The sequence below is a fragment of the Hymenobacter ruricola genome (assembly GCF_015694525.1).
GTDB lineage: Bacteria > Bacteroidota > Bacteroidia > Cytophagales > Hymenobacteraceae > Hymenobacter > Hymenobacter ruricola.
The window spans coordinates 701,431-722,887 of record NZ_JADQDM010000002.1; the positions used below are offsets into that span (position 1 = coordinate 701,431).

19 protein-coding genes and 1 other RNA gene are annotated in these 21,457 nt (G+C 63.1%); 17 read left to right on the plus strand and 3 right to left on the minus strand.

Translation table 11 applies throughout. From position 1 onward, the window contains the following. The first annotated feature begins 78 nt into the window (after window positions 1-78). Together I2H31_RS07125 and dgt are read left to right on the plus strand one after the other, a co-directional pair. The gene (locus I2H31_RS07125; RefSeq protein ID WP_196292298.1) at window positions 79-3,093 is read left to right on the plus strand and encodes a M1 family metallopeptidase; all 3,015 of its coding nucleotides are present in this window, start codon (window positions 79-81) and stop codon (window positions 3,091-3,093) included. Window positions 3,094-3,361: 268 nt separating this feature from the next. Continuing rightward, the gene (gene dgt / locus I2H31_RS07130) at window positions 3,362-4,729 is read left to right on the plus strand and encodes a dGTP triphosphohydrolase (protein ID WP_230687519.1); all 1,368 of its coding nucleotides are present in this window, start codon (window positions 3,362-3,364) and stop codon (window positions 4,727-4,729) included. Window positions 4,730-4,867: 138 nt separating this feature from the next. Here the strand turns inward: dgt and I2H31_RS07135 are convergent, their stop codons facing one another. Both I2H31_RS07135 and guaA read right to left on the minus strand, forming a co-directional pair. Continuing rightward, a complete protein-coding gene (locus tag I2H31_RS07135; protein ID WP_196292300.1) occupies window positions 4,868-5,587 on the minus strand; it encodes a type 1 glutamine amidotransferase in 720 nt (239 codons plus the stop codon). A gap of 159 nt (window positions 5,588-5,746) precedes the next feature. Further along, window positions 5,747-7,282, minus strand: coding sequence for a glutamine-hydrolyzing GMP synthase (gene guaA, locus I2H31_RS07140; protein ID WP_196292301.1), 1,536 nt, complete (start codon window positions 7,280-7,282; stop codon window positions 5,747-5,749). A 162-nt stretch (window positions 7,283-7,444) separates the two neighbouring features. Between guaA and I2H31_RS07145 the strand changes: the two genes are divergently transcribed. The 14 genes from I2H31_RS07145 to I2H31_RS07210 all read left to right on the plus strand — a co-directional run bounded on the left by I2H31_RS07145 (window position 7,445) and on the right by I2H31_RS07210 (window position 17,258). Further along, window positions 7,445-8,308, plus strand: a complete 864-nt coding sequence (locus tag I2H31_RS07145; RefSeq protein WP_196292302.1) for a T9SS type A sorting domain-containing protein — start codon at window positions 7,445-7,447, stop codon at window positions 8,306-8,308. Between the two features lie 142 nt (window positions 8,309-8,450). Then, window positions 8,451-9,287, plus strand: coding sequence for a T9SS type A sorting domain-containing protein (locus tag I2H31_RS07150; protein ID WP_196292303.1), 837 nt, complete (start codon window positions 8,451-8,453; stop codon window positions 9,285-9,287). Window positions 9,288-9,428: 141 nt separating this feature from the next. Beyond that, an RNA gene (ffs, locus tag I2H31_RS07155) (signal recognition particle sRNA small type) lies at window positions 9,429-9,526 on the plus strand. Window positions 9,527-9,708: 182 nt separating this feature from the next. Beyond that, entirely contained in the window at window positions 9,709-10,365 is a 657-nt protein-coding gene (fsa, locus tag I2H31_RS07160; RefSeq protein WP_196292304.1) for a fructose-6-phosphate aldolase, read from the plus strand. Window positions 10,366-10,456: 91 nt separating this feature from the next. Beyond that, entirely contained in the window at window positions 10,457-10,660 is a 204-nt protein-coding gene (locus I2H31_RS07165; RefSeq protein WP_196292305.1) for a fructose-6-phosphate aldolase, read from the plus strand. Window positions 10,661-10,664: 4 nt separating this feature from the next. Beyond that, on the plus strand, window positions 10,665-11,342 hold the full coding sequence (locus I2H31_RS07170; protein ID WP_196292306.1) for a cell division ATP-binding protein FtsE: 678 nt from the start codon (window positions 10,665-10,667) through the stop codon (window positions 11,340-11,342). A 42-nt stretch (window positions 11,343-11,384) separates the two neighbouring features. Then, window positions 11,385-11,873 (plus strand): ankyrin repeat domain-containing protein, encoded by a 489-nt coding sequence (locus I2H31_RS07175; protein WP_196292307.1) that lies wholly within the window; start codon window positions 11,385-11,387, stop codon window positions 11,871-11,873. 41 nt (window positions 11,874-11,914) lie between these two features. Continuing rightward, window positions 11,915-12,808, plus strand: a complete 894-nt coding sequence (locus I2H31_RS07180; protein WP_196292308.1) for a glycosyltransferase family 2 protein — start codon at window positions 11,915-11,917, stop codon at window positions 12,806-12,808. A 42-nt stretch (window positions 12,809-12,850) separates the two neighbouring features. Further along, window positions 12,851-13,999, plus strand: a complete 1,149-nt coding sequence (locus tag I2H31_RS07185; protein ID WP_230687520.1) for a DegT/DnrJ/EryC1/StrS family aminotransferase — start codon at window positions 12,851-12,853, stop codon at window positions 13,997-13,999. Between the two features lie 17 nt (window positions 14,000-14,016). Then, window positions 14,017-14,376: a hypothetical protein gene (locus tag I2H31_RS07190; RefSeq protein ID WP_196292309.1), complete on the plus strand. Its 360-nt coding sequence runs from the start codon at window positions 14,017-14,019 to the stop codon at window positions 14,374-14,376. Window positions 14,377-14,393: 17 nt separating this feature from the next. After that, window positions 14,394-15,422, plus strand: a complete 1,029-nt coding sequence (locus tag I2H31_RS07195; protein ID WP_196292310.1) for a Gfo/Idh/MocA family protein — start codon at window positions 14,394-14,396, stop codon at window positions 15,420-15,422. Window positions 15,423-15,459: 37 nt separating this feature from the next. Further along, window positions 15,460-15,945 carry a TlpA family protein disulfide reductase gene (locus I2H31_RS07200; protein WP_196292311.1) on the plus strand — a complete coding sequence of 162 codons (486 nt, stop codon included), beginning with the start codon at window positions 15,460-15,462 and terminating at the stop codon, window positions 15,943-15,945. A 203-nt stretch (window positions 15,946-16,148) separates the two neighbouring features. Further along, window positions 16,149-16,586 carry an NAD(+)--rifampin ADP-ribosyltransferase gene (arr, locus tag I2H31_RS07205; RefSeq protein ID WP_196292514.1) on the plus strand — a complete coding sequence of 146 codons (438 nt, stop codon included), beginning with the start codon at window positions 16,149-16,151 and terminating at the stop codon, window positions 16,584-16,586. Window positions 16,587-16,607: 21 nt separating this feature from the next. Further along, window positions 16,608-17,258 carry an HD domain-containing protein gene (locus I2H31_RS07210; RefSeq protein WP_196292312.1) on the plus strand — a complete coding sequence of 217 codons (651 nt, stop codon included), beginning with the start codon at window positions 16,608-16,610 and terminating at the stop codon, window positions 17,256-17,258. Between the two features lie 51 nt (window positions 17,259-17,309). Here I2H31_RS07210 and I2H31_RS07215 read toward each other — a convergent pair whose 3' ends face one another. After that, window positions 17,310-18,251 carry a DUF3078 domain-containing protein gene (locus tag I2H31_RS07215; protein ID WP_196292313.1) on the minus strand — a complete coding sequence of 314 codons (942 nt, stop codon included), beginning with the start codon at window positions 18,249-18,251 and terminating at the stop codon, window positions 17,310-17,312. A gap of 198 nt (window positions 18,252-18,449) precedes the next feature. Here I2H31_RS07215 and I2H31_RS07220 point away from each other — a divergent pair, with 198 nt between their 5' ends. Next, window positions 18,450-21,452, plus strand: coding sequence for a PD-(D/E)XK nuclease family protein (locus tag I2H31_RS07220; protein WP_196292314.1), 3,003 nt, complete (start codon window positions 18,450-18,452; stop codon window positions 21,450-21,452). Window positions 21,453-21,457: the final 5 nt, after the last annotated feature.

Genomic DNA, 21,457 nt, shown 5'->3' on the forward strand with positions numbered 1-21,457 from the left:
GTCCTGCCGTTCTGTTCTCCGCCGCGCCGTAGCTTCGCCCCGGGGGCGCGGCTCTACTCCCGGCCCACCGATTTCAGCATGACAAAACGTTTCCTCTTCGGCCTGTTGGCCCTCCTGCCCGGCCTGGCCCTGGCCCAGCGCCGCTCCAAACCCAAGCCCGCCGCCCCGGTTAAAGTCTCGACGGCGTCTTATTTCCAGCAGGAAGTCAACTACTCCATCGACGTGAAGCTCGACGACCGCAGCCATTTCCTGCGCGGCCACGAAGAACTCACCTACCTGAATAATTCGCCGCAGCCGCTGACGTTCATCTGGTTTCACCTGTGGCCCAATGCCTACCGCGACAACCACGCCGCCTTTGGGCGGGAGCAGCAGCGCCAGGGCAACCGCAAGTTTCTGTTTGCCAAAGCCAAAGACCGGGGCTTTATCGACAGCCTCGGCTTCGTGGTGAACGGGCAGGCGGCCAAGCTCGAATTCGACCCCCAGAACCCCGACATTGCCAAGCTGCTGCTGCCGCAGGCGCTGGCGCCGGGCGCGTCGGCCACCATTGCCACGCCGTTTCGGGTGAAGCTGCCGGCCTCGTTCTCGCGGATGGGGCACGTGGGGCAGAGCTACCAGATTTCGCAGTGGTACCCCAAGCCGGCGGTGCTGGACCGCCGCGGCTGGCACCCCATCCCCTACCTCAGCCAGGGCGAGTTTTACTCGGAGTACGGCTCCTTCGACGTGAGCATCACCCTGCCCAGCAACTACACCGTGGGCGCCACCGGCCTGCTGCAAAACCCCGACGAGCAGGCCCGCCTGGCCGGCCTGGCCGCCGCCACGGCGAAGAAGAAAACCGCCGCTGATTTCGGCAGCGACCTGGCCTTTCCCGCCTCGGCGCCCACCACCAAAACCCTGCGCTACAAGCAGGACCGGGTGCACGACTTCGCCTGGTTCGCCGACAAGCGCTTCAACGTGCTGCGCGACTCGGTGCAGCTGCCCTCGGGCCGGGTCATCACCTCGTGGGTGCTCTTCACCAACCGCCAGCCCGAGCGCTGGACAAAGGGCCTGCAGGAGGTGAACGACGCGCTGCTCAATTACTCAAAATGGGTGGGCGACTACCCCTACGCCAGCGCCACGGCCGTGGACGGGGCCCTCTCGGCCGGCAGCGGCATGGAATACCCCATGGTGACCGTGACCGAGCCCGACGCCATTGTGCACGAGGTGGGCCACAACTGGTTCTACGGCATTCTGGGCTCGAACGAGCGCGACTTTCCCTGGATGGACGAGGGCGTGAACACCTACGAGCAGTTCCGCGTGGAAGAGCTAAGCACCCCCCAGGTAGGCATGCTGGCGCCGCTGCTTAAGGTAAAACCCGTGGCCAATGCCTTCGGCCTGGAAAACCTGCCCAGCTCGGCCCTGAGCTGGCTGCCCTACCAGGCGCTGGCCACGCGCGGCCTGGCCCAGCCCGTGCAGGGCCCCACCTCCGCCGACTATACGGCAATCAACTACGCAGCCACGGTGTACGAGAAAACCGGCCTGTCGCTGAAGTACCTGGCCGGCTACCTCGGGCAAGAAAAGTTCGATGCCGCCATGCACCTCTACTACACGCGCTGGCAGTTCCGGCACCCCTATCCGGAAGACATGCAGGCCGTGTTTGAGGAAAGCACGGGGCAGAAGCTGGGCTGGTTTTTCCGCGATTTCCTGGGCACGGCGCAGCCCTACGACGCCGACATCAGCGCGCTGGCCGTGTTCAACGACGTGGTGAAGGTGCTGGTGCGCACCGACTCCTCCATTCCCTGGGCGGTGCCGGTTTCCACCGTCGATGCCCAGAACAAGGTGCTGGAAACGCTCTGGACGCCGCCCTTCGGCAACACCGACCCCAACGCCGACGAAGAAGTGACGAGCCAGCTCAACTTCAAGCGCGAAAACGTGGCCGCCGTGGTGGTCGACGCCACCTACCTCACCCCCCAACTCAACCGCCGCAACGACCGGGTGAAGCTCGAAAACGGCCCCCTCGACCGCTCCGAGCCCGTGCGCCTGCGCCCGCTCTTCAGCGTGGAGCGCTGGGACAAGGCCACCGTCAACTGGCTGCCCGTGCTGGGCGCCAACACGTCCGACAAGCTCATGCTGGGCGCCGCCTTCTACAACAACCCGCTGGCCCCCAAAAAGCTGCAATACCTGGCCATGCCCCTGTACAGCTTCAACCGCAACGAGCTCAACGGCATCGGGCGCATCCAGCTGAATGCCTTGCCCCAGCACGCCTCGCGGCAGTTCATCACGGCCCTCACCGTGCAGCGGTTCGAGCGCTATTTCAAGACCGAGCCCAGCCTCACCTTCGTGCTGCCGCACCGCGTGGGCTACGTGCCCCGGCAGCAAATTCAGGTGGCCCTCACCTCCGTCACCGACCAGGACCGCGACCGCACCAGCAGCATCGTCACGGCCAACTATTCGGTGCGGCACAGCGATGCCCTGCAGGACTGGTCGGCTAATGTGGAGCTCAATCACCTGCTGGCCAATTCGGTGGAAAGCAACGACCAGGGCGCCATTCTGCTGCGGGCCGAGGCGGCGTACCAGCGGTTCTACAGTCCCCAAAAGCGCGTGCAGGTGCGCCTGTTCGGCGGCCGGTTTCTGCAAAGCGGCGCCCAAACCGATTTCGTGCTGGGCCTGAGCGGCAGCCCCGACTACCGCCGCCAAACCCCCTTCCTCGACCGCCAGCAGATTTCGCACGCCCTCACCGCGCAGGTGCACCAAACCGACAACCGCGACGGCGCCTTCAAAGCCTTCGTGCCCGTGGCCAGCCAGAAATGGCTCAGCTCGCTGAACGTGCAGGCCGACGTGCCCGCACTGCCCCTGGCCGTGTTCGCCGACCTGGGCGCCACCAGCGAATCGCAGTTTCTGGCGGGCCGCGCCACGTCGCAACGCCTGTTCTACGACGCAGGCGTCACGCTGCCCTTCGTGCGCAACGTCTTCGAGGTGTACGTGCCCGTGGCCGGCTCGCAGTTCAACAACGGCCTGCCCGGCAGCCGCCAGGAGTTCACCGACGGCATCCGCTTCGTGCTGAACCTGAACAAGCTAAGCCCTTTCCGCCTGCTGGACGAGAACCTGACACGGTAGGGCTATTATTTGCCTTACCAATGTCGGCAAGGACGTATTTGAATCCAAAGACGCCGCTACCAACGTTGGTAAGGCCGCCTTCAGGACCAAAGATGCCGTTACCAACGTTGGTAAGACTATCTTCGGGGCCAAAGGTGCCATCAGCAACGTCGGTAAGACCCTGTTTGAGTTTAAAGATGCCGTTACCAACGTTGGTAATGGCATCTTTGCTTTTAAAGCCTGCCCCCTGCTCTAACGGGTGGCCGGAGTTTCCCTTATGCCCGCACCCATGCTCTGGCCGCGCCTGCTCTCGCCGCGCCGCTTCCCCGACCAAAAACTCAGCACCCCCAGCGTGCTGCCCGAGCGCGGCGACTTCGTGCGCGACTACGACCGGGTGGTGTTCAGCTCGGCCTTCCGGCGCCTGCAGCGCAAAACCCAGGTGATGCCCCTGCCCGAAACCGACTTCGTGCACACCCGCCTCACCCACTCGCTCGAAACCGCCGTGGTGGGCCGCTCCCTGGGCCGCCTCGCTGCCCGCCACCTCCAGGAAGCCGATGCGGAGCTGGCGAGCCAATTGCCCAACCTCGACCAGGATTGCGGCGACATCGTGGCCGCCGCCTGCCTGGCCCACGACATCGGCAACCCGCCCTTTGGCCACTCCGGCGAAGACGCTATCAGCAGCTACTTCCTGAGCGCGGCCGCCGCGCCGTATCTGGCCAGGCTGACCGAGGCCGAAGCAGCCGATTTGCAGCATTTTGAGGGCAACGCGGCCGGTTTCCGCATCCTCACGCACACCTACGCGGCGCACAGCAGCGGCACCGCCGGCCTGGGCCTTACCTACGCCACGCTGGGCGCCTTCACCAAGTACCCACGCCCCAGCCTGGTGGCCGAGGCTTCCAAAAAAGGCGGTGCTTCGGAGAAAAAATACGGCCACTTCCAAACCGAGGCCGCCCGCTTCCGGCACGTGGCCGCCGAGCTGGGCCTGCTGCCCAAAGACGCCGCGGCCGGCTTCTACCACCGCCACCCGCTGGCCTTCCTGGTCGAAGCCGCCGACGACCTCTGCTACCGCATCATCGACTTCGAGGACGGGCTGAAACTGGGCCTGATAGCACCCGAAACCGGCCTGCCGCTGCTCAAAAAGATGCTCAACGACCCTGCCGGCCGCAAGGGCAGCGTGCAGTGGCACGACTGGCGCGAGGAGCTGGGCTACGTTCGTGCCCGCCTCATCGGCAAGCTCGTCGCGGAGCTGGCCGACTTATTTGGCCAGCACGCCCCCGCCATCCTGCGCGGCGAATACGACCAGTCCCTCATCAAGGAGCTCAGCTGCTGGGCCGATTTGCAGGAAGTGCAGCGCCTGAGCATCAACCAGCTCTACCGCAGCCGCCCGGTGCTCGAAATCGAAGCCGCCGGCTTTGAAGTCCTCGGCGGCTTGCTCGACGCTTTTCTCTGCGCCGTGTTTGACGAAAGCCAGGGCCACCGCAGCCGCAAGCTGCTGCTGTTGCTGCCCGAGCAGTTCCGCGCCGAAGGCCACCAGGCCCACGTTTCGGCCTACGAAAAAATCCTGCTGCTCACCGATTTCGTGGCCGGCATGACCGACCAGAACGCCCTGAGCTTGTACAAGACCATCAAGGGAATCGAGTTGCCGAAGGGATTTTAATTGCTTGGTATGAACGATGTAGAGACGCAACACTTTGCGTCTCGTCGTTGAACGATGACGACGCGAGCATGGTGCGTGGACGAAATCCGCACGGCGCGGCTCTTTCCGTTCAGCGATGAGACGCAAAGTGTTGCGTCTCTACATCCCTTCTTCCTGCCCTTGCAGCGCCACCAGGTTCGCCAGCAGCGCCTCCAGTAGCTTGCGCCCCTTCCACACCGATTTCAGCTTGCTGCGAATCTGCCCGGCCGTTTGCACGAATTCCTGCTCTTCGGCGTGCTCGTGGTGTTCAAATGCCATGAGCTGCTCCACCATTTCCACCGTCATTTCGGGGTGAAACTGCAGGCCAATCACCCCATCGCCCCACACGAAACCCTGCGTGGCCGTTGCGGCCGACATGCCCACCCGCACGGCCCCCGGCGGCACCGTAAACGTGTCCATATGCCAGTGCAGCACGACGGCCTTCTCGGGCCACCCGCGCAGCAGCGGGTGTTCCAGAGACTTCGCCGAAAAGCGCACCGTCCAGAAGCCAATTTCCGGCGTGTGGTTGGGCCGCACTTCGCCGCCCAGGGCCTCGGCCACCAGCTGCGCCCCGAGGCAAATGGCCAGCGTGATTTTGCCCACCCGCAACGCCTCGCGGATAAAGGCTTTTTCCGCCCGCAGCCACGGGAACACGTCCTCGTCGTGTACGCTCATGGCTCCGCCCAAAATTAGCAGGCCATCGAAATCGGCCAGCGCCGGGAACGTCAGGTTGGGCTCAAACAGCTTCGTAAACGTGAGCGCATGGCCGTGCGCGGCCAGCCAGTCGGCGGCGTGGCCGGGGCCCTCGTCGGGCAGGTGTTGGAGGCAGTGCCAGCGCATGATTATTTGTTAGAGGAAATCGTAAAAATAGAACGTCATGCTGAGCGCAGTCGAAGCATCTCGCGTGTGGTAGTAAATCTTTCCTTGCGATTGAATTACTACCACACGCGAGATGCTTCGACTGCGCTCAGCATGACGTTCTGGGAAGGCCATGGCCGACTACTCCCACTCAATCGTCGCCGGGGGCTTGCTCGAAATGTCGTACACCACGCGGTTGATGCCCCGCACCTGGTTGATGATTTTGTTGCTCACCTCGGCCAGAAATTCGTAAGGCAGGTGCGCCCAGTCGGCGGTCATGCCGTCCACGCTGGTCACGGCGCGCAGGGCCACCACCCGTTCGTAGGTGCGCTCGTCGCCCATCACGCCCACGCTTTGCACGGGCAGCAGCATGGCGCCGGCCTGCCACACGTGCTGGTAAAGGTCGTGCTCCTTGAGCAGGTTGACGAACACGGCGTCGGCGCGCTGCAGCAGGTCCACTTTCTCGGGCGTGATGTCGCCGAGGATGCGGATGCCCAGGCCAGGGCCGGGGAAGGGGTGGCGGTTCAGGATTTCGCCCGGCAGGCCCAGGGCCGCGCCCACTTCGCGCACTTCGTCTTTGAAGAGCATGCGCAGCGGCTCCACCACTTTCAGGTGCATTTTCTCGGGCAGGCCGCCCACGTTGTGGTGGCTTTTGATGGTCACGGCCGGGCCTTTCACCGACACCGACTCAATCACGTCGGGGTAAATGGTGCCCTGGGCCAGCCACGCGGCGCCCTGCACCTTGTGCGCCTCGCGGTCGAACACCTCGATAAACGTGCGGCCAATGGCCTTGCGTTTGCCCTCTGGGTCGCTGATGCCGGCCAGGGCGGCGTAGAACTCGGGCGCGGCGTTCACGCCGGTCACGTTCAGGCCCAGGCCCTCGTAGGCTTTGAGCACGGTTTCAAACTCGTCCTTGCGCAATAGGCCATTGTCGACGAAAATGCCGTGCAGGCGCGGGCCGATGGCGCGGTGCAGCAGCAGGGCCGCCACGCTGCTGTCCACCCCGCCGGAGAGGCCCAGAATCACCTGGTCGTCGGGCCCGATGGTGTGCTGCAAGGCTTCCACCGCCGAGTCCACGAAGTGGTCGGGCGTCCAGCTTTGGCTGCACTGGCAGATGTCGACCACGAAGTTTTTCAGCAGCTGCTTGCCTTCGGTGGAATGCGTGACCTCGGGGTGGAACTGGATGCCGTAGGTGTCTTGGCCTTCAATTTTGAAGGCGGCCACGGCCACTTCCGGCGTGCTGGCGATGATGTCGTAGCCGGCCGGCAGCGTCTGGATGGTGTCGCCGTGCGACATCCACACCTGCGAGCCGGCGTGCATGCCGGCCAGCAGCGGGGAGGCGTCGTTCAGTTCGGCCAGCCGGGCGCGGCCGTACTCGCGGATGGTGGCCGGCAGCACCTCGCCCCCGCCCTGCTGGGCCAGCAGCTGCGCGCCGTAGCACACGCCCAGCAGCGGCACGTGCCCCAGCAGGTGGCTCAGGTCAGGGTTGGGCGCGCCTTCCTCCCGCACCGAACAGGGCGAGCCGGAAAGAACAACGCCCCGAATATCGTCGCTGAGGACGAGGTTCGGGGCGTGGGTGTAGGGGTGAATTTCGCAGAACACGTGCAATTCGCGAATGCGTCGGGCTATCAATTGCGTGTATTGCGAGCCGAAATCCAGAATGAGTAGTCGTTCCATGCCGCAAAGCTACTCACGGCGGCAACCGCAACGCGACACCCCAGCGAAGATTCCGCCTTGGGTTTCCCATCCATCCGTTCGGGCTGAACACTTACCCGAAAATATGTACCCTTTCGTATATTGTCGGCCCGTCCTTCATTTATCATTCATTCCTTCCTCGCTATGAAAAAACTCTTACTGCTGTTTGCGCTCACCGGCAGCTTTGCGGCGCAGGCCCAGGTCGTCACGGTGTCGGCGGGCACGTCGCTGAATATTTACCTGCCGCTGAACCAGTTCAACGCCTACGGGGCCTACGAGGTGGTGTACTTGCAGAACAGCCTGAACCAGGCCGGCACCATCACGCGGTTGGCGTTTGAGAAAAACGATGGCACCGACCTGCGCGCCATCGACGGCGTGAGCATCTACCTGAAAACGACCGCCGCCGCCCTTTCCACCAACGCCACCATCGACAGCACCGGCTACCAGCGCGTGTTCAAGGGCAGCTTCACCAACGCCACCACCAGCGGCTACCAGGAAATCCAGCTCGACCAGCCGTTTGTGTACACCAACACGGCCAACCTGTCGCTGCTGCTCATCCGCCGCAACGGGCAGAACGTGGCGGCTGCCAGCAATGGGCCGCGGGCCCGGTGGCTCTACGGCCTCAACACCGCCGGCATTTCGCGCCGCTACGATGGCGGCGCGCCCATCACCAGCACCACGGCATTTCAGTCCTCCAACGTGCTGGCCAACCTGCGGCTCACGTTCAGCACCGGCACGGCCACGCGCACCCTCACGCTGGCCACGTGCAGCCGGCTTTTCCCGGTGCCCGCCACCAGCTCCGTTTCGCTCGATGCCGCCGGGCTGACCGGTCCGCTCACCTATTTCATTACCGATGCGCTGGGCCGCACGGTGCAGGCACCCGCCGCCCTGCCGCCCACCACCGATAGCCAGTACCAGTTCGATATCAGCCAATTACACGCCGGCCTGTATCACCTGCACCTCACCCACGGCACGAGCCAGGAGGTGATGCCCTTGGTGCGGGAATAGGCCGACCGCGGCGTAACGGCCCTCCTACAACTGATAGGCCGCAAGGAAAGCGTTTTGGGCTTGCCTCTTTGCTTTTTCCGTCGTCCCGCTTCCACACCTCGTCACCTCACCCAATCAGCAAGTTACTCTTGCACATTTTACTATGAAAAAACTCTTATTCCTTCTGGCCTTCACCGGTGGCCTCACGGCGCAGGCGCAGGTTGTCACCGTATCCGTCGGGACCAGCGGTTCGGCGCTGAGCCCCTTCAACAGCACCCAGGCCAACAGCGTGTACGAGGCCATTTACAAGCAAACCCAGCTCAACCAGGCCGGCAACATTGTCCGGCTGGCTTTTGAGAAAAACAGCGGCGCCTACCAGTCGCCCCTCACCCGCACGGTGGTTTACATGAAGCACACCACGGCCGCCGTCTTCACGGCGGGCCCCCTCGACACCACGGGCTACCAGCGCGTGTGGGCGGGCGCCTTCACCAACAGCGGCACCACCGGCTACCAGGAAGTGGTGCTGACCACGCCCTTTGCCTACAACAACACCGACAACCTCTCGCTGCTGGTGCTCCGCAACGGCGGCAGCACGGGCACCACGCTCTGGAACTACAATTTTATGGGCACCAACATTGCCCGGCGCAACACCTCGGGCACGGCCATTGCCAACACGCCTGCCCTCTCGGCCAGCGACGCGCTGCTGAACCTGCGCCTGACCTTCGGGGTGGCCTCGGCCGCGCGCACGGCCGCCACGCTGCTGGCCGATGTGTACCCCAATCCGGCCAGCACTGCCTGCCGGGTGCAGCTGCCCAACGGGCTGCCCGCCAGCTACCGCCTCACCGACATGCTCGGGCGGACCGTGCGGGCCACCGCGCGCCTGGCCCCGGCCGCCGATGGCATCGCCACCCTGCCGCTGGCCGACCTGCCGGCCGGCTCCTACCTGCTGCACCTCACGCAGGGAGCGGCCACCTCGGTGCAGCGCCTGGTGCGGGAATAGGGCCGCCGCCCGCGGCGTGCCCGATGCGGGCGGCTCGTGCAGCAGCACCCTATGCACTGCCTAATCAACCCACTACGCCCAGCGCGTCCACAAAAAGGAGAAATCCTTTTTAATCTGCGCCAATTCGTGCTTACCTTTGCAGCGGCAAGTCAGAACGACCAGCTCCTGCTGAACTCCCCCAGGACCGGAAGGTAGCAAGGGTAGGTGGTTGTAGCGGTGCGATTTTGGCTTGCTTTTTTTTGCCTTTTTCCGTCGGCCCCGGCGTTACTCCCTTCCGCAGTTTGGCGGGCGAATGAGTAGCTTTGGGGCCGATTCTTTTTTAGGGACTTGGGGTCCTGGAGACGTAGGAGTTTGGTTTTTAAACCAATTCACTGCCTCTGAAAACCACGACCCTACGCTCCCAAGTACCCAAGACCCCATTATGAAATTTTTCATTGACACCGCCAACCTCGACGACATCCGCGAAGCCGTGGAGCTGGGCGTGCTCGACGGCGTGACCACCAACCCCTCGCTGATGGCCAAAGAAGGCATCCGCGGCCTCGATGCCGTGATGGCGCACTACCGCCAGATTTGCGAGCTGGTGGACGGCGACGTGTCGGCCGAAGTCATTGCCACCGATTTCGACGGCATCATCCGCGAAGGCGAAGCCCTGGCCGACCTGCACCCCAACATCGTGGTGAAAGTGCCCATGATTAAGGAAGGCATCAAAGCCATCAAGTACTTCGCCGACAAAGGCATCAAAACCAACTGCACCCTGATTTTTACCGCCGGGCAGGCCCTGCTGGCCGCCAAAGCCGGCGCCACCTACGTGTCGCCCTTCGTGGGCCGCCTGGACGACATCGGCCACGACGGCCTGCAACTCATCGAGCAGATTGTGCAGATTTTCAGCAACTACGGCTACCCCACCGAAGTATTGGCCGCCTCGGTGCGCCACGTGCCGCACCTCATTCAGTGCGCCGAGATTGGCGCCGACGTGGTGACCTGCCCGCTCAACGTCATCACCGGCCTGCTCAACCACCCACTGACGGACAAGGGCCTGGCCACCTTCCTGGCCGACCACAAGAAAGTCAATGCTTAATGTGCTGATTTTTTGATGTGCTGATGTGCTGGCCTCTGGAGGCGATGCACCGCAGCACATCAGCACATCAATCAATTAACACATCAACACCATGTACATCATCAAAGTAAAGGGCAAGGCCAAAATTCCGGATTACATCCAGCTGCGGGACGAGGCTTTTGTGCTCATCGCCTACTTCCGGGCCGACCGGCCGCTCAAGGACCTGCACCGCTACGGCCTGGAGGGCAAGGAAACGGAGCTGGCGGCCGTCATTGCGGGGCTGGAATTTGGGAAACTGCAGCCGCTGAGCTTGTAAGGACATGACCGAAAACGTGATTGAGTTGCACGACGCCACCATCATGCAGGAGCAGCAAGCCGTGCTGCAGGGCGTGACGTTCGCGCTGGAAAAAGGCTCCTTTGCCTACTTGGTGGGCCGCACGGGCTCGGGCAAGTCGTCGCTGCTGAAAACGCTGTATGCCGACCTGCCCCTGCAAATCGGCATGGGCACCGTGGCGGGCTTTCCGCTGGCGAAGCTGCCGGCCAGCCAGGTGCCCTACCTGCGGCGCCGGCTGGGCATTGTGTTTCAAGACTTCCAGCTGCTGTCGGACCGCACGGTGGCCGAAAACCTGCTGTTCGTGCTCAACGCCACGGGCTGGAAGGGCAAGGCCAAAAAGCAGCAGCGCGTGAGCGACGTGCTGACCCAGGTGGGCCTCAACGGCGCCGCCAACCGCATGCCGCACCGCCTCTCGGGCGGCGAGCAGCAGCGCGTGGTCATTGCCCGCGCCATGCTCAACGAACCCGTGCTGCTGCTGGCCGACGAGCCCACCGGCAACCTCGACCCGGAAGTGTCGGACAGCATCATGCGCCTGTTTGCGGAGATAAACAACGCCGGCACGGCCATTCTCATGGCCACGCACAACTTCCAGCTGCTGGAGCGCTACCCCCACCGCGTGCTCACGTGCAAGGACGGCGAGCTGCTGGACTCGGCGCGCGGGTAACGGGCCTGATAGTAAAATTCTCTCTTGGCTTAGATGACGGGCATGAGCAGCGCATCCATCCGAAAAGCGGTATCCGTTTTATCCCTGTTATTGATTGCCGTTTCAGGCCATGGACAGGGTGTAAACTTTAACACTGGCAAAGGACAAGATAAAAAGCTTTTTGAGGCTGTTTCGGCTCAAGACTCCACGCAGGTGAAGGCGGCGCTAAACAAAGGTGCCAACCCAAATTTTCGGGTAAAAGCGGGCTTTTTTGAAATGAGCTTATTAATTCTGGCCGTTCAGAAAAATGATTTTGCAACGGTTAAGCTTTTGCTTGACCATAACGCCGAGGTCGATTTTAGGGATGCGTTCAACATGACTGCGTTGATGTTTGCAGCTCATGGGGGAAATACCAGGATGGTTTCGTACCTGATTTCTAAAGGGGCTGATGTGCAGGCGAATGATGGGAAAGGCAACTCGGTGCTATCTGCCGCTCAGGAAAGCAAAAACCAAGAAGTTATCCAACTGATTGAATCGAAGTTGAAGAACTGAATCGAAGAGTCCTCGGACCGTAACCCATTTTTTCAAGTTGAATGACACCCGGCTTATCCATTCTGATTCCAGTATATAATCGGGTTGTTAAGCAATTAGTTACTTCGCTCGTTAGCCAAAACGGTACGTGGCCCGGGCCGGTCGAAATCTGCTTATTCGATGACGGCTCACTAGAAGAATTCCGGCAGCCGAACCGGCCACTGGCCGACCTGCCCGGCGTGCGCTACCACGAATTGCCCCGCAACGTGGGCCGCGCCGCCATTCGCAACCAGCTGGCCGCCGCCGCGCAACACGAATGGCTGCTGCTGCTGGACAATGACAGCCTGCTGCCCGATGCGCAGTTCCTCGGCCGCTACGCTGCTGCGTGCGCGCTGGCCCCGGTACTCATCGGGGGGACTTGCTACCACGCCACGCCGCCGCCCGACCCGGCGTTGCGCCTGCGCTGGCAGTACGGCCGGGCACGGGAGGCACGCCCCGCCGCGGTGCGCCAGATGCAGCCTTATCAGCAACTTACCATCAACAACGCGCTGATTCGGGCCGAAGTGTTTCGGCGCTACGCGCTGGATGAGCAACTGACCGGCTACGGGCACGAAGACACAGCTTTTGGCGAAGAGCTGGCGGCGGCCGGCGTGCCCGTGCGCCATCTCGATAATCCCGTGCTGCACGACGGGCTGGAACCGGCCGACGTTTTCCTGCAAAAAAGCGAGCAGGCGGTGCGAAACCTGGCTCAGGTGCACCGCCAGAAAGGCCAGTGCGCCGACTCCCGCCTGCTGCAAACCGCGTTGCGCCTGCGCCGCCTCGGGCTAGGGGGCGCCGTCGGCGCGGGCCTGAGCGCGGCGGCCCCGGCCCTGCGCCGCCAGCTGCTGTCGGCCGCCCCAAAGCTGCGGGCATTCGACCTGCTGAAATTGCATTGGCTGCTGCGGGAACTGGCCTGAGTTTGGCCAGTATCTTTGGCCGCTCCAGCTCCTCGTGTTGCTTTGATACTTCCCGCCCCGCCCGTCCCCATTCACCTGCTCGATTTGGCCGCTGAGCACGCGGCCCTGCAACCGGCCCTGGACGAGGCGATTCAGGAAGTGCTGCGCACGGCCGCGTTCATTCAGGGGCCGGCCGTGGGCGCGTTTGCGGCGGAGCTGGGCGAGTATCTGGGCGGCGCCCACGTCATTCCCTGCGCCAACGGCACCGACGCCCTGACCCTGGCCCTGATGAGCCTGGACTTGCCAGTGGGCGCGGAGGTAATTATACCGGCTTTTACTTACGTGGCCACGCTGGAAGCCGCCGCCCTGCTGGGGTTGAAGCCGGTGCTGGTGGACGTGCGGCCCGATACGTTTAATGTGGACCCGGCCGCCGTGGCGGCGGCCATCACGCCGCGCACGGGCGCCATCGTGGCGGTGCATTTGTTTGGGCAGTGCGCCGATTTGAAAGCTTTGCAAGCCATTTCTACCCATCACGGCGTGGCGTTGATTGAAGACAATGCCCAGGCCATTGGGGCCACGTTCCAGATGACTAACGGCAAAACCGCCGTGGCCGGCACCGTGGGCGAAGTGGGCACCACGTCCTTTTTCCCATCTAAAAACCTCGGCTGCCTCGGCGATGGCGGCGCCCTGCTCACCCGCGACCCGGCCCGCGCCGCCCTGCTCCAGCAGCTCGCCAACCACGGCCAGAGCCGCAAATACCACCACCAGCGCATCGGCCTCAACTCCCGCCTCGACACCCTGCAAGCCGCCCTGCTGCGCGTGAAGCTGCGGCAGCTTTCCGCCAACACGGCCGCCCGCCAGGCCGTGGCCGCGCGCTACGACGCCGCGCTGGCCGACGTGCCCGGCATCAGTATCCCGGCCCGGGACCCGCGCAGCACGCACGTCTTTCATCAGTACACCATTCAGGTGGCCGAAGCTGGGCGGCGTGATGACTTGCAGCACTTCCTCAAGGGCTGCGGCGTGCCGACCATGATTTACTACCCGCTGCCGGTGCACGCGCAGCCGGCGTATCAGTATCTGGGCTACCGGGCCGGCCAGTTTCCGGTGGCCGAGCGGCTGTGCGGGGCGGTACTGTCGCTGCCCATTCACCCGCTGCTGATGGCCGAGCAGCAGGATTACGTAGTGGAAATCGTGCAGCAGTTTCTACAATAATTTCATTGGGTGACCTTTTGAAACTTGTTTCTATAAAGGGCATGGCTAATTCGCAAAGTGCCGCATGGTGGCATTGTCCGGAGGGCTGGCTACTAGCTGGCCAGTCCTTGTTAATCAGTGCCTTCCTATTCTTCGCCGGCTGGGTTTATTATAAGGGGTTCTACGCTTATGTACCCCCGGCTAATGAAAAGTGGCGCTGTGCTACGGGCGAAGCGGCGGCGCTCATGGCCAGCCTGCTGCTAATTGGCTATAGCGTCCCGTTCTGGTTGTGGCAGCTAGCTTTGGTCAAGCGCCGCCGACGGGGCCTGCCGCCAAGCTGGTGGTGCTGGCCAGCCTTCGTCGGAGCATTATTGCCCATCATGTGGCTGATTGGCTAGGGTTTTCAAACTGCAACATGTCTTCCTCCCCTCTCGTCCGTTTCGCCATTTGCGGCGTGGGCCACATTGGCCGGCGCCACGCGGCGCTGGTGGCGCGCCACGACGGTGCGGAGCTGGCCGCGCTGATTGACGTTCGCGCTGACTTGCAGCCCGGCCTTGCCATGGAATTTCCCGGCGTGCCGTTTTTCGCTTCGCTCGAAGACTACCTGCAAACCGGCCCCGCCGCCGACGTCCTCACCGTGGCCACGCCCAACGGCCTGCACGCCCCGCAGGCGGTAGCCGGCCTGCGCCACGGCCTGCACGTGGTCATCGAGAAGCCCATTGCCCTGCACAAAGCCGACGCCGAAACCATTGTGCACACGGCCCTGCAAACCGGCCGGCTGGTGTTTGGGGTGATGCAGAACCGCTACTCGCCCCCGGCCGCCTGGCTGAAGCAAGTGGTCGATGAAGGCCGCCTGGGCCAGGTGTACTTGGTGCAGCTGAACTGCTTCTGGAACCGCGACGCCCGCTACTACCGCCCCGGCGGCTGGAAAGGCACCCAGGCCCTCGACGGCGGCACGCTCTTTACCCAGTTCAGCCACTTCGTCGATTTGCTCTATTGGGTGTTCGGCGACATTACCAACGTTTCGGCCCGCTTCCGCGATTTCACCCACGTCGGCCTCACCGAGTTTGAGGACAGCGGCCTCGTCACCTTCGACCTGCTGCGCGGCGGCAGCGGCACGCTCAGCTACAGCACCGCCGTGTGGGACCGCAACCTCGAAAGCTCCCTTACCGTGGTGGCCGAGCGCGGCAGCCTGCGCATCGCCGGCCAGTACATGGACAAAGTCGAGTATTGCCACCTCGACGGCTACCAGATGCCGGAACTGGCCCCCACCAACCCCGCCAATAATTACGGCGCCTTCCAGGGCTCGGCCGCCAACCACGTGCAGGTCATCGAAAACGTGGTGGACACCGTGCAGCGCCGCAGCTTTGCTACTACCAATGCGCTGGAAGGGCTGAAAGTGGTGGAAATAATCGAGCGGATTTACGCGCTGCGGCCTTCTTGACCAGTTGCATATAAATTAATTTCTCTTCCTCCCCAGAATGAAATACTTCTTGCTGTTTGCGTTGCTGCTGGTAAGTTCCCCCATCTTTTGTCAGGACCTGGGCGTGGGTCAGCATATACCCGCATTTACCATCAGCAACGACCAGGAAACCATAAAATCACTGGACTTAAAAGGCAAGGTTGTCCTGATTAACTTTTTTGCCACTTGGTGCGGTCCCTGCATGCAGGAGCTGCCGCTAGTGCAACAGTTCTGGGCCACCCACAAAAGCAATAAAAAGCTAGTCATCATAGTGATTGGGCGCGAGCATTCGCAAAGCGAGATAACAGCTTTCAAAGCCAAGAAAGGCTTTGACCTACCGATGTATCCGGACGAAAAAAGGCAGGTGTATTCGCTTTTTGCTACGCAATACATTCCCAGAAACTATCTCATCGATGCCAAAGGCAATGTTGTCTTCACGTCCGTAGGATTCGTGCAAACGGAGTTTGACCAAATGGTCAAAAAAATTGACGAGTTGATAAAATAACAGGCCTTAATTGACGGTGCGTGTTGTTTTAGCATAAAGGGCTGGCTTACTTCGCGCCGCTATTGTCAGCAATGCCCCCGCTTTTTATGATGTGGTGGATTATGCGCTACGAATTGGCGCACGCGGGGCGAGAATGCGTTGCAGACCATTCGGAAAAGTTGGGTAGTAATCGAAATTCATTACTTGAAATACCCCATCACAATATGGAAAGCAATAACATTTCACACGGCGAAGGCTTCATTTTAGATGCCGGCCCTTTTTACCATGGCACCAAAGCGGATTTGCAGATTGGCGATTTGCTGACGGCCGGGCATCGGTCGAATTACAGGCCCGAAATCGTCATGAATCACATCTATTTTACCGCTTTAGTAAATGGGGCGGGCCTTGCTGCGGCCTTGGCCGCCGGAGAAGGTCGCGAACGGGTGTACCTCGTGGAGCCAACCGGAAGCTTCGAGAACGACCCGAACGTGACGGACAAGAAATTCCCAGGCAATCCGACCCGCTCCTACCGCAGCCAGGCACCTGTGAAAATTGTGGGCGAAGTGACTGATTGGGTACGGCTAACTCCTGAAGAACTCAAAATGTGGCGCGAAAGGCTGGCGAGAATTAGCGCGGACTCCGGCGCACAAATTATCAATTAATTTCTGCCCTGACCTAGCCCCATGCCCCATTCCCTCCCCGACCTGGCGGCCCGCTGGCACGCCCTCACCGCCCCGCTGCTGCCCGAGGCGGCCCGCCGCGAGGCCGTTTTTCAGAAGCTGGCCGCCGCCTATGAGGTGCCGGACCGGCACTACCACACCTTGCACCACATCGAAAACCTGCTGACCCTGGCCGACGCGGCCCCGCTGCAAGACGCCGTGGTGGTGCAGCTGGCGGTGTGGTTTCACGACGTGGTGTACCAGTCGCTGCGCTCCGACAACGAAGCGAAAAGCGCCGAGCAAGCGCTGGCATTCTTGCAGGAAACCAACCTGGAGCCGGCGCGGCAGCAGCGGGTGGCCTTCCTCATTGAGCGCACCGCCGACCACACCCAGCCCCAGCCGCCCGACGACGCCGACCTGCTCTGGTTTCTGGATGCCGACCTGAGCATCCTCGGCGCGCCGGAGCCGGCGTATTGGGAGTACGCCCGGCAGGTGCGCCGCGAATACCGCCTCGTGCCCGACCTGCTGTACCGCCCCGGCCGGCGCAAGGTGCTGGCCAAAATGCTGGCCGCGCCGGTGCTCTTCCGCACCCCAGCGATGCAAGCGGCGCTGGAGGCGCGCGCGCGCCGCAACCTGGCCGCCGAAATCGCAGCCTGGGACCGGGGCGGGCTGTAGCGCGGACTTTTAGTCCGCGGGTATTGTCACCCCGCGGACTAAAAGTCCGCGCTACTTCTTGGCGTCCGCGAAATTCTGCACGGCGTAGGCCACGCCGATGGTGAGGCCCTGCGAAAACTGCACGCCGTGGTCCTGGTCGTAGTCGTAGAGGGCGATACCGTTGAGGGCCACGTTCACGTACTTGCCCACTTTGGCGGTGAGGCCGACGTCGAGGCGGTGGTCGATTTCTTTTGGGTTGATGTTTTTGTAATTGGCGAAGAGCAGGTAGCGGGCCTTGAGGTTGACGTTGGGGCTGAGGTTGCGGTCCAGTTCGGCCAATACCTGCGCGGCCAGCACCTCGAAGCGGGTGCTGTGGCCGGGGTTCACGCCGTAGGGCGTGTTGCCGAGGGCCTCCACGAACCGCTCGGCGCGGCTCACCACCGTCAGGCGCGGGGCGAAGGGCGACAGGCGCAGGTGGAAGTAGGTGGCCGGGTGGTATTCGAAGCCGTAGGCGGCCGTGAGGAAGGCCGGGGCGAAGAAATCAGAAGTCAGCCGGGCGCGGTCGAGGCCGTTGGCGTCGGTATCATACTTGTAGCCGGGGGCGAATTGGGAGAGCAGGTTCAGCGACAGAAACATGTCCCACTGGCTGCTGATGGCGCGGCCGTACTTGGTGTCGAGGTAGAGGCGGTCCTGGCCCTTGCGGTAGCCCAGGCCGGCGGTTTCGGAGAAGGCAAAGAGGAAATCGGCTTCGTTGTCGAAGCTATGGCCGCCGAGCTTGCGGTTGGCGCGGGCGTTGAACAAGGCGTTGAAGCCGATGGTGTTCACGCCCCCGCCGCGCCAGTTGCTGCTGAGCAGGGACTCGTTCAGGCCCAGCCCGGTTTTCAGACTTTTGCGCCAGAGCGGCTCCGGGGCGGGCGCCACCGGCGCAGGCTCGGGGATGACGGTGGGCGTGGTTTGGGCCCGGGCGGCGGTAGCCAGCAGGGCCAGCAGCGGCAGGAGGAGACGTGCTTTCATGGAGAAGCGTAATGAGCGGCGGATAAGCTGGGCTGAAGTAAACGCAAAGAAGCTTATTCGGCGCCGCGCGGAAGTAGCGCGGACTTTGTAGTCCGCGTCCCCACTTGATAGCCGAACGAGGCCTACGGCTTTATTGGCGCGGGGACGCGGACTGCAAAGTCCGCGCTACTGCGCCACGGCCTTGGTATCTTTACGGTGATGCCCGCCCACCCTGCTTCCGACGTTTTTTCTGCCGCTACGGCGCCTTCCGCGGCGCCGGTTTCCTTCCTGGCCACGGTGGCCCGCGAGCTGCTGGACCGCTACGGCTCGGGGCCGCTCGATGAACTGTCCGACATCGTGGTGGTGGTGCCCACGCGCCGCGCCGTGGTGTATCTGAAGAACGAGCTGGCCGTGAACCTGCCCGTGGGCGCCCCGCTGTGGGCCCCGCGCGTGGCGGCCATGGAAGACTACATGGTGGAGCTGGCCGGCGTGCAAGTCGAGGAGCCCATTGCCCTGCAGCTGCTGCTCTACGACATCCTCAAGCGCATTGATGAGCACCTCGATTTCGACCAGTTTGTGGGCTGGGCCGGCCTGCTGCTGAGCGACTTCTCCAACCTCGACCAGAACCTGGCCCCCACCCACAAGCTGTTTGAATACCTCAGCCAAGCCAAGGCCCTGGAGCGTTGGGACCTCGAAGCGCTGCCTGAGAAAAGCCGCGCCGCTGCCCACTCCTTCAGCTTCTGGGACCAGCTGGAGCGGGTGTACCGCGAGCTGCAGCGCCGCATGAAGGCTAACCACCTGGCCTACCCCGGCCTGGCCTACCGCCTGGCCGTGGAGAAGCTGGAAAAGAGCATCCAGGACCCGGCGGCGCCCGAAGTAGCCCGGCACGTGTTCGTGGGCCTGGGCAATTTGTCGCGCTCCGAGGAAAAGCTCATTCGCCTGCTGCTGAATGCCGGCCGGGCCGAAGTGCGCTTCGACGCCGACCCCTTTTACCTCGAAAAAAACTCGCCCAACCGCGCCGGCCAGCACCTGCGCCGCTACTTCGAGAAGTGGCAGTTGCCGCTCGACAACTTCGGGGGCGGCGTGGAATGGCTGCGCGGCCGGGCCCACCACGTGCGCTACCTCGGCGTGGCCAACCCCAGCATGCAGGGCAAGCTGGCCGGCCAGCTCCTGGCCGAAGCCCGCCGCCAGCACCCCGACGCCACCGTGGCCGTGGTGCTGCCCGACGAAACCCTGCTCCTGCCCGTGCTCCACGGCCTGCCGCCCGACGAGGTGCCCGACTACAACGTGACCATGGGCCTGAGCTTCCAGGCCACGCCGCTGTTCAACCTGGTCGATTTGCTGTTCGAGGTGCACCTCACCGGCATCCGCGAAGGCAGCCAGGAAACCGGCTACGGCGTGCCGCGCTACCACCACCTGGCCGTGACCAAGCTGCTGAGCCACCCCTTCCTGCGCCGCTACCAGCAGTGGCAGGACCGCCAGCCCGACGAGCCGCAATACCACGGCGTGCTCGACCAGATTTGCCGCGAAATCGTGCGCCTCAACGCCGTGCTGCTGCCCGCCGAGGAGCTGCTGAAGCTGGGCGCGCACCACCCGCTCATCGAGGCCCTGTTCCGAACCTGGGACAACTGCGACGACATCATCGCCGCCTGCAACACCCTCATCGACCTGCTGAAGCAAGTGTACGCTGACCAGCAGGGCGGCATCGAGGCCGAGTATTTGTACCTGTTTTACACCTTGGTCAAGCAGCTCGATTCGGCTTTTGACTGCCGCGAGCAGCGCCTGTCGGTGCGCTCGTTCCGCCGGTTTTTGTACGAGCAGATGGGCCGCACCCGCCTGCCCTTCTCGGGCGAGCCGCTGGCCGATGTGCAGGTGATGGGCCTGCTGGAAACGCGGGCGCTGGATTTCGACCACCTCATCATCCTCAGCTGCAACGAAGGCGTGCTGCCGGCCCCCAAAAAGCAGCAGTCGCTGTTTCCCTACGACGTCCTCACCGAGTTCAAGCTGCCCACCTACGCCGACGCCGAGGCCATCACGGCCTACAACTTCTGGCGCCTGCTCCAGCGCGCCCAACGCGTCGACCTGGTGCACGTGTTGCCCGGCGCCGAAGGCATGAAAAGCGGCGAGCGCAGCCGCTTCCTGCTGCAACTGCAGAACGACCTGCTGCCCCAAAACCCGCAGCTCACGCTGGAAGACCTGACGGTTTCCGTAGCCGGCCCCGACACCGAAGTGGGCGTCAACCCCTACGAAGGCGACCTCATTTTGGAGAAAGATGAGGAAATGCTCACGTCGCTGCGCGGGGTGCTGGAGCGCAACATTTCGCCCTCGCGCCTTAACGATTTCCTGGCCTGCTCGCTCCGGTTTTATTTCTCGAAAGTGGCCCGCTTCCACGAAAACGAAGCCGTGGAAGAAACCCTCGAAGCCAGCAGCTTCGGCACCATGATACATGAGGCCCTGGAAAACCTCATGCGCCCTTTCGAGCAGGACGCCCGCCTCATCACCGCCGCCGACATCCCCGAAATGGTGCGCCAGGCCCCGGCCGAGGTGCAGCGCGTGCTGCGCCAGGAAGAATCGGAAAAGCACGCCCGCGCCGACGAAGGCCTTAACCACGTCTACGGCCAGGTGGCCACCCGCTTGGTCATTCGCCTGCTCGAAAGCCTCACCGCGCAGCCCGACCTGCTGCCCATCCGCCTTTTCGGCCTCGAAGCCGAACTGGCCGCCACCATCTTCGTCGACGTGCCGGGCCGGGCCGAAAAGCTCGCCGTGCGCCTCTTCGGCCTAGCCGACCGCGTGGACGAGCTGCCCGACGGCCGCCTGCGCGTGGTCGACTACAAATCCGGCCTCGTGAAGCGCAACGACCTGCAGCTGCGCGGCTACCGCGACCGCCTCACCCCCGCCGAAGCCGTCGACCGCCTCCTGCACGAAGCCAGCAGCAGCGCCGACAAAGTGCGCCAGCTCTGGCTCTACCGCCTCATGCTGGCCCACACCGCCCAGCGCGAAACGGCCGAAACCGCCATCCTCTCCCTGCGCAACATCGACGAAGGCCTGCTCTCCGCCGACCTCAGCTTCATCACCGACGGCGGCCAGGACTTCGTGGCCACCTCCGAAGAATTGGTGCGTAAAATTGTGCTGCGAATCCTGGACCCCGCCGAGCCCATCCGCAAAACCGACGACTTCACCAAGTGCGAGCATTGCCCCTACCGCGGCATTTGCGCCCGCTAACCCCG

Bases quoted from the DNA above. Each gene is read 5' to 3' on its own strand.
- I2H31_RS07125 (WP_196292298.1), top strand. From the start codon at position 79: ATGACAAAACGTTTCCTCTTCGGCCTGTTGGCCCTCCTGCCCGGCCTG.
- I2H31_RS07135 (WP_196292300.1), bottom strand. From the start codon at position 5,587: ATGCGCTGGCACTGCCTCCAACACCTGCCCGACGAGGGCCCCGGCCAC.
- I2H31_RS07150 (WP_196292303.1), top strand. From the start codon at position 8,451: ATGAAAAAACTCTTATTCCTTCTGGCCTTCACCGGTGGCCTCACGGCG.
- I2H31_RS07170 (WP_196292306.1), top strand. From the start codon at position 10,665: ATGACCGAAAACGTGATTGAGTTGCACGACGCCACCATCATGCAGGAG.
- I2H31_RS07215 (WP_196292313.1), bottom strand. From the start codon at position 18,251: ATGAAAGCACGTCTCCTCCTGCCGCTGCTGGCCCTGCTGGCTACCGCC.
- I2H31_RS07175 (WP_196292307.1), top strand. From the start codon at position 11,385: ATGAGCAGCGCATCCATCCGAAAAGCGGTATCCGTTTTATCCCTGTTA.
- I2H31_RS07210 (WP_196292312.1), top strand. From the start codon at position 16,608: ATGCCCCATTCCCTCCCCGACCTGGCGGCCCGCTGGCACGCCCTCACC.
- I2H31_RS07165 (WP_196292305.1), top strand. From the start codon at position 10,457: ATGTACATCATCAAAGTAAAGGGCAAGGCCAAAATTCCGGATTACATC.
- arr (WP_196292514.1), top strand. From the start codon at position 16,149: ATGGAAAGCAATAACATTTCACACGGCGAAGGCTTCATTTTAGATGCC.
- I2H31_RS07195 (WP_196292310.1), top strand. From the start codon at position 14,394: ATGTCTTCCTCCCCTCTCGTCCGTTTCGCCATTTGCGGCGTGGGCCAC.
- dgt (WP_230687519.1), top strand. From the start codon at position 3,362: ATGCTCTGGCCGCGCCTGCTCTCGCCGCGCCGCTTCCCCGACCAAAAA.
- fsa (WP_196292304.1), top strand. From the start codon at position 9,709: ATGAAATTTTTCATTGACACCGCCAACCTCGACGACATCCGCGAAGCC.
- I2H31_RS07220 (WP_196292314.1), top strand. From the start codon at position 18,450: ATGCCCGCCCACCCTGCTTCCGACGTTTTTTCTGCCGCTACGGCGCCT.
- I2H31_RS07145 (WP_196292302.1), top strand. From the start codon at position 7,445: ATGAAAAAACTCTTACTGCTGTTTGCGCTCACCGGCAGCTTTGCGGCG.
- I2H31_RS07200 (WP_196292311.1), top strand. From the start codon at position 15,460: ATGAAATACTTCTTGCTGTTTGCGTTGCTGCTGGTAAGTTCCCCCATC.
- I2H31_RS07180 (WP_196292308.1), top strand. From the start codon at position 11,915: ATGACACCCGGCTTATCCATTCTGATTCCAGTATATAATCGGGTTGTT.
- guaA (WP_196292301.1), bottom strand. From the start codon at position 7,282: ATGGAACGACTACTCATTCTGGATTTCGGCTCGCAATACACGCAATTG.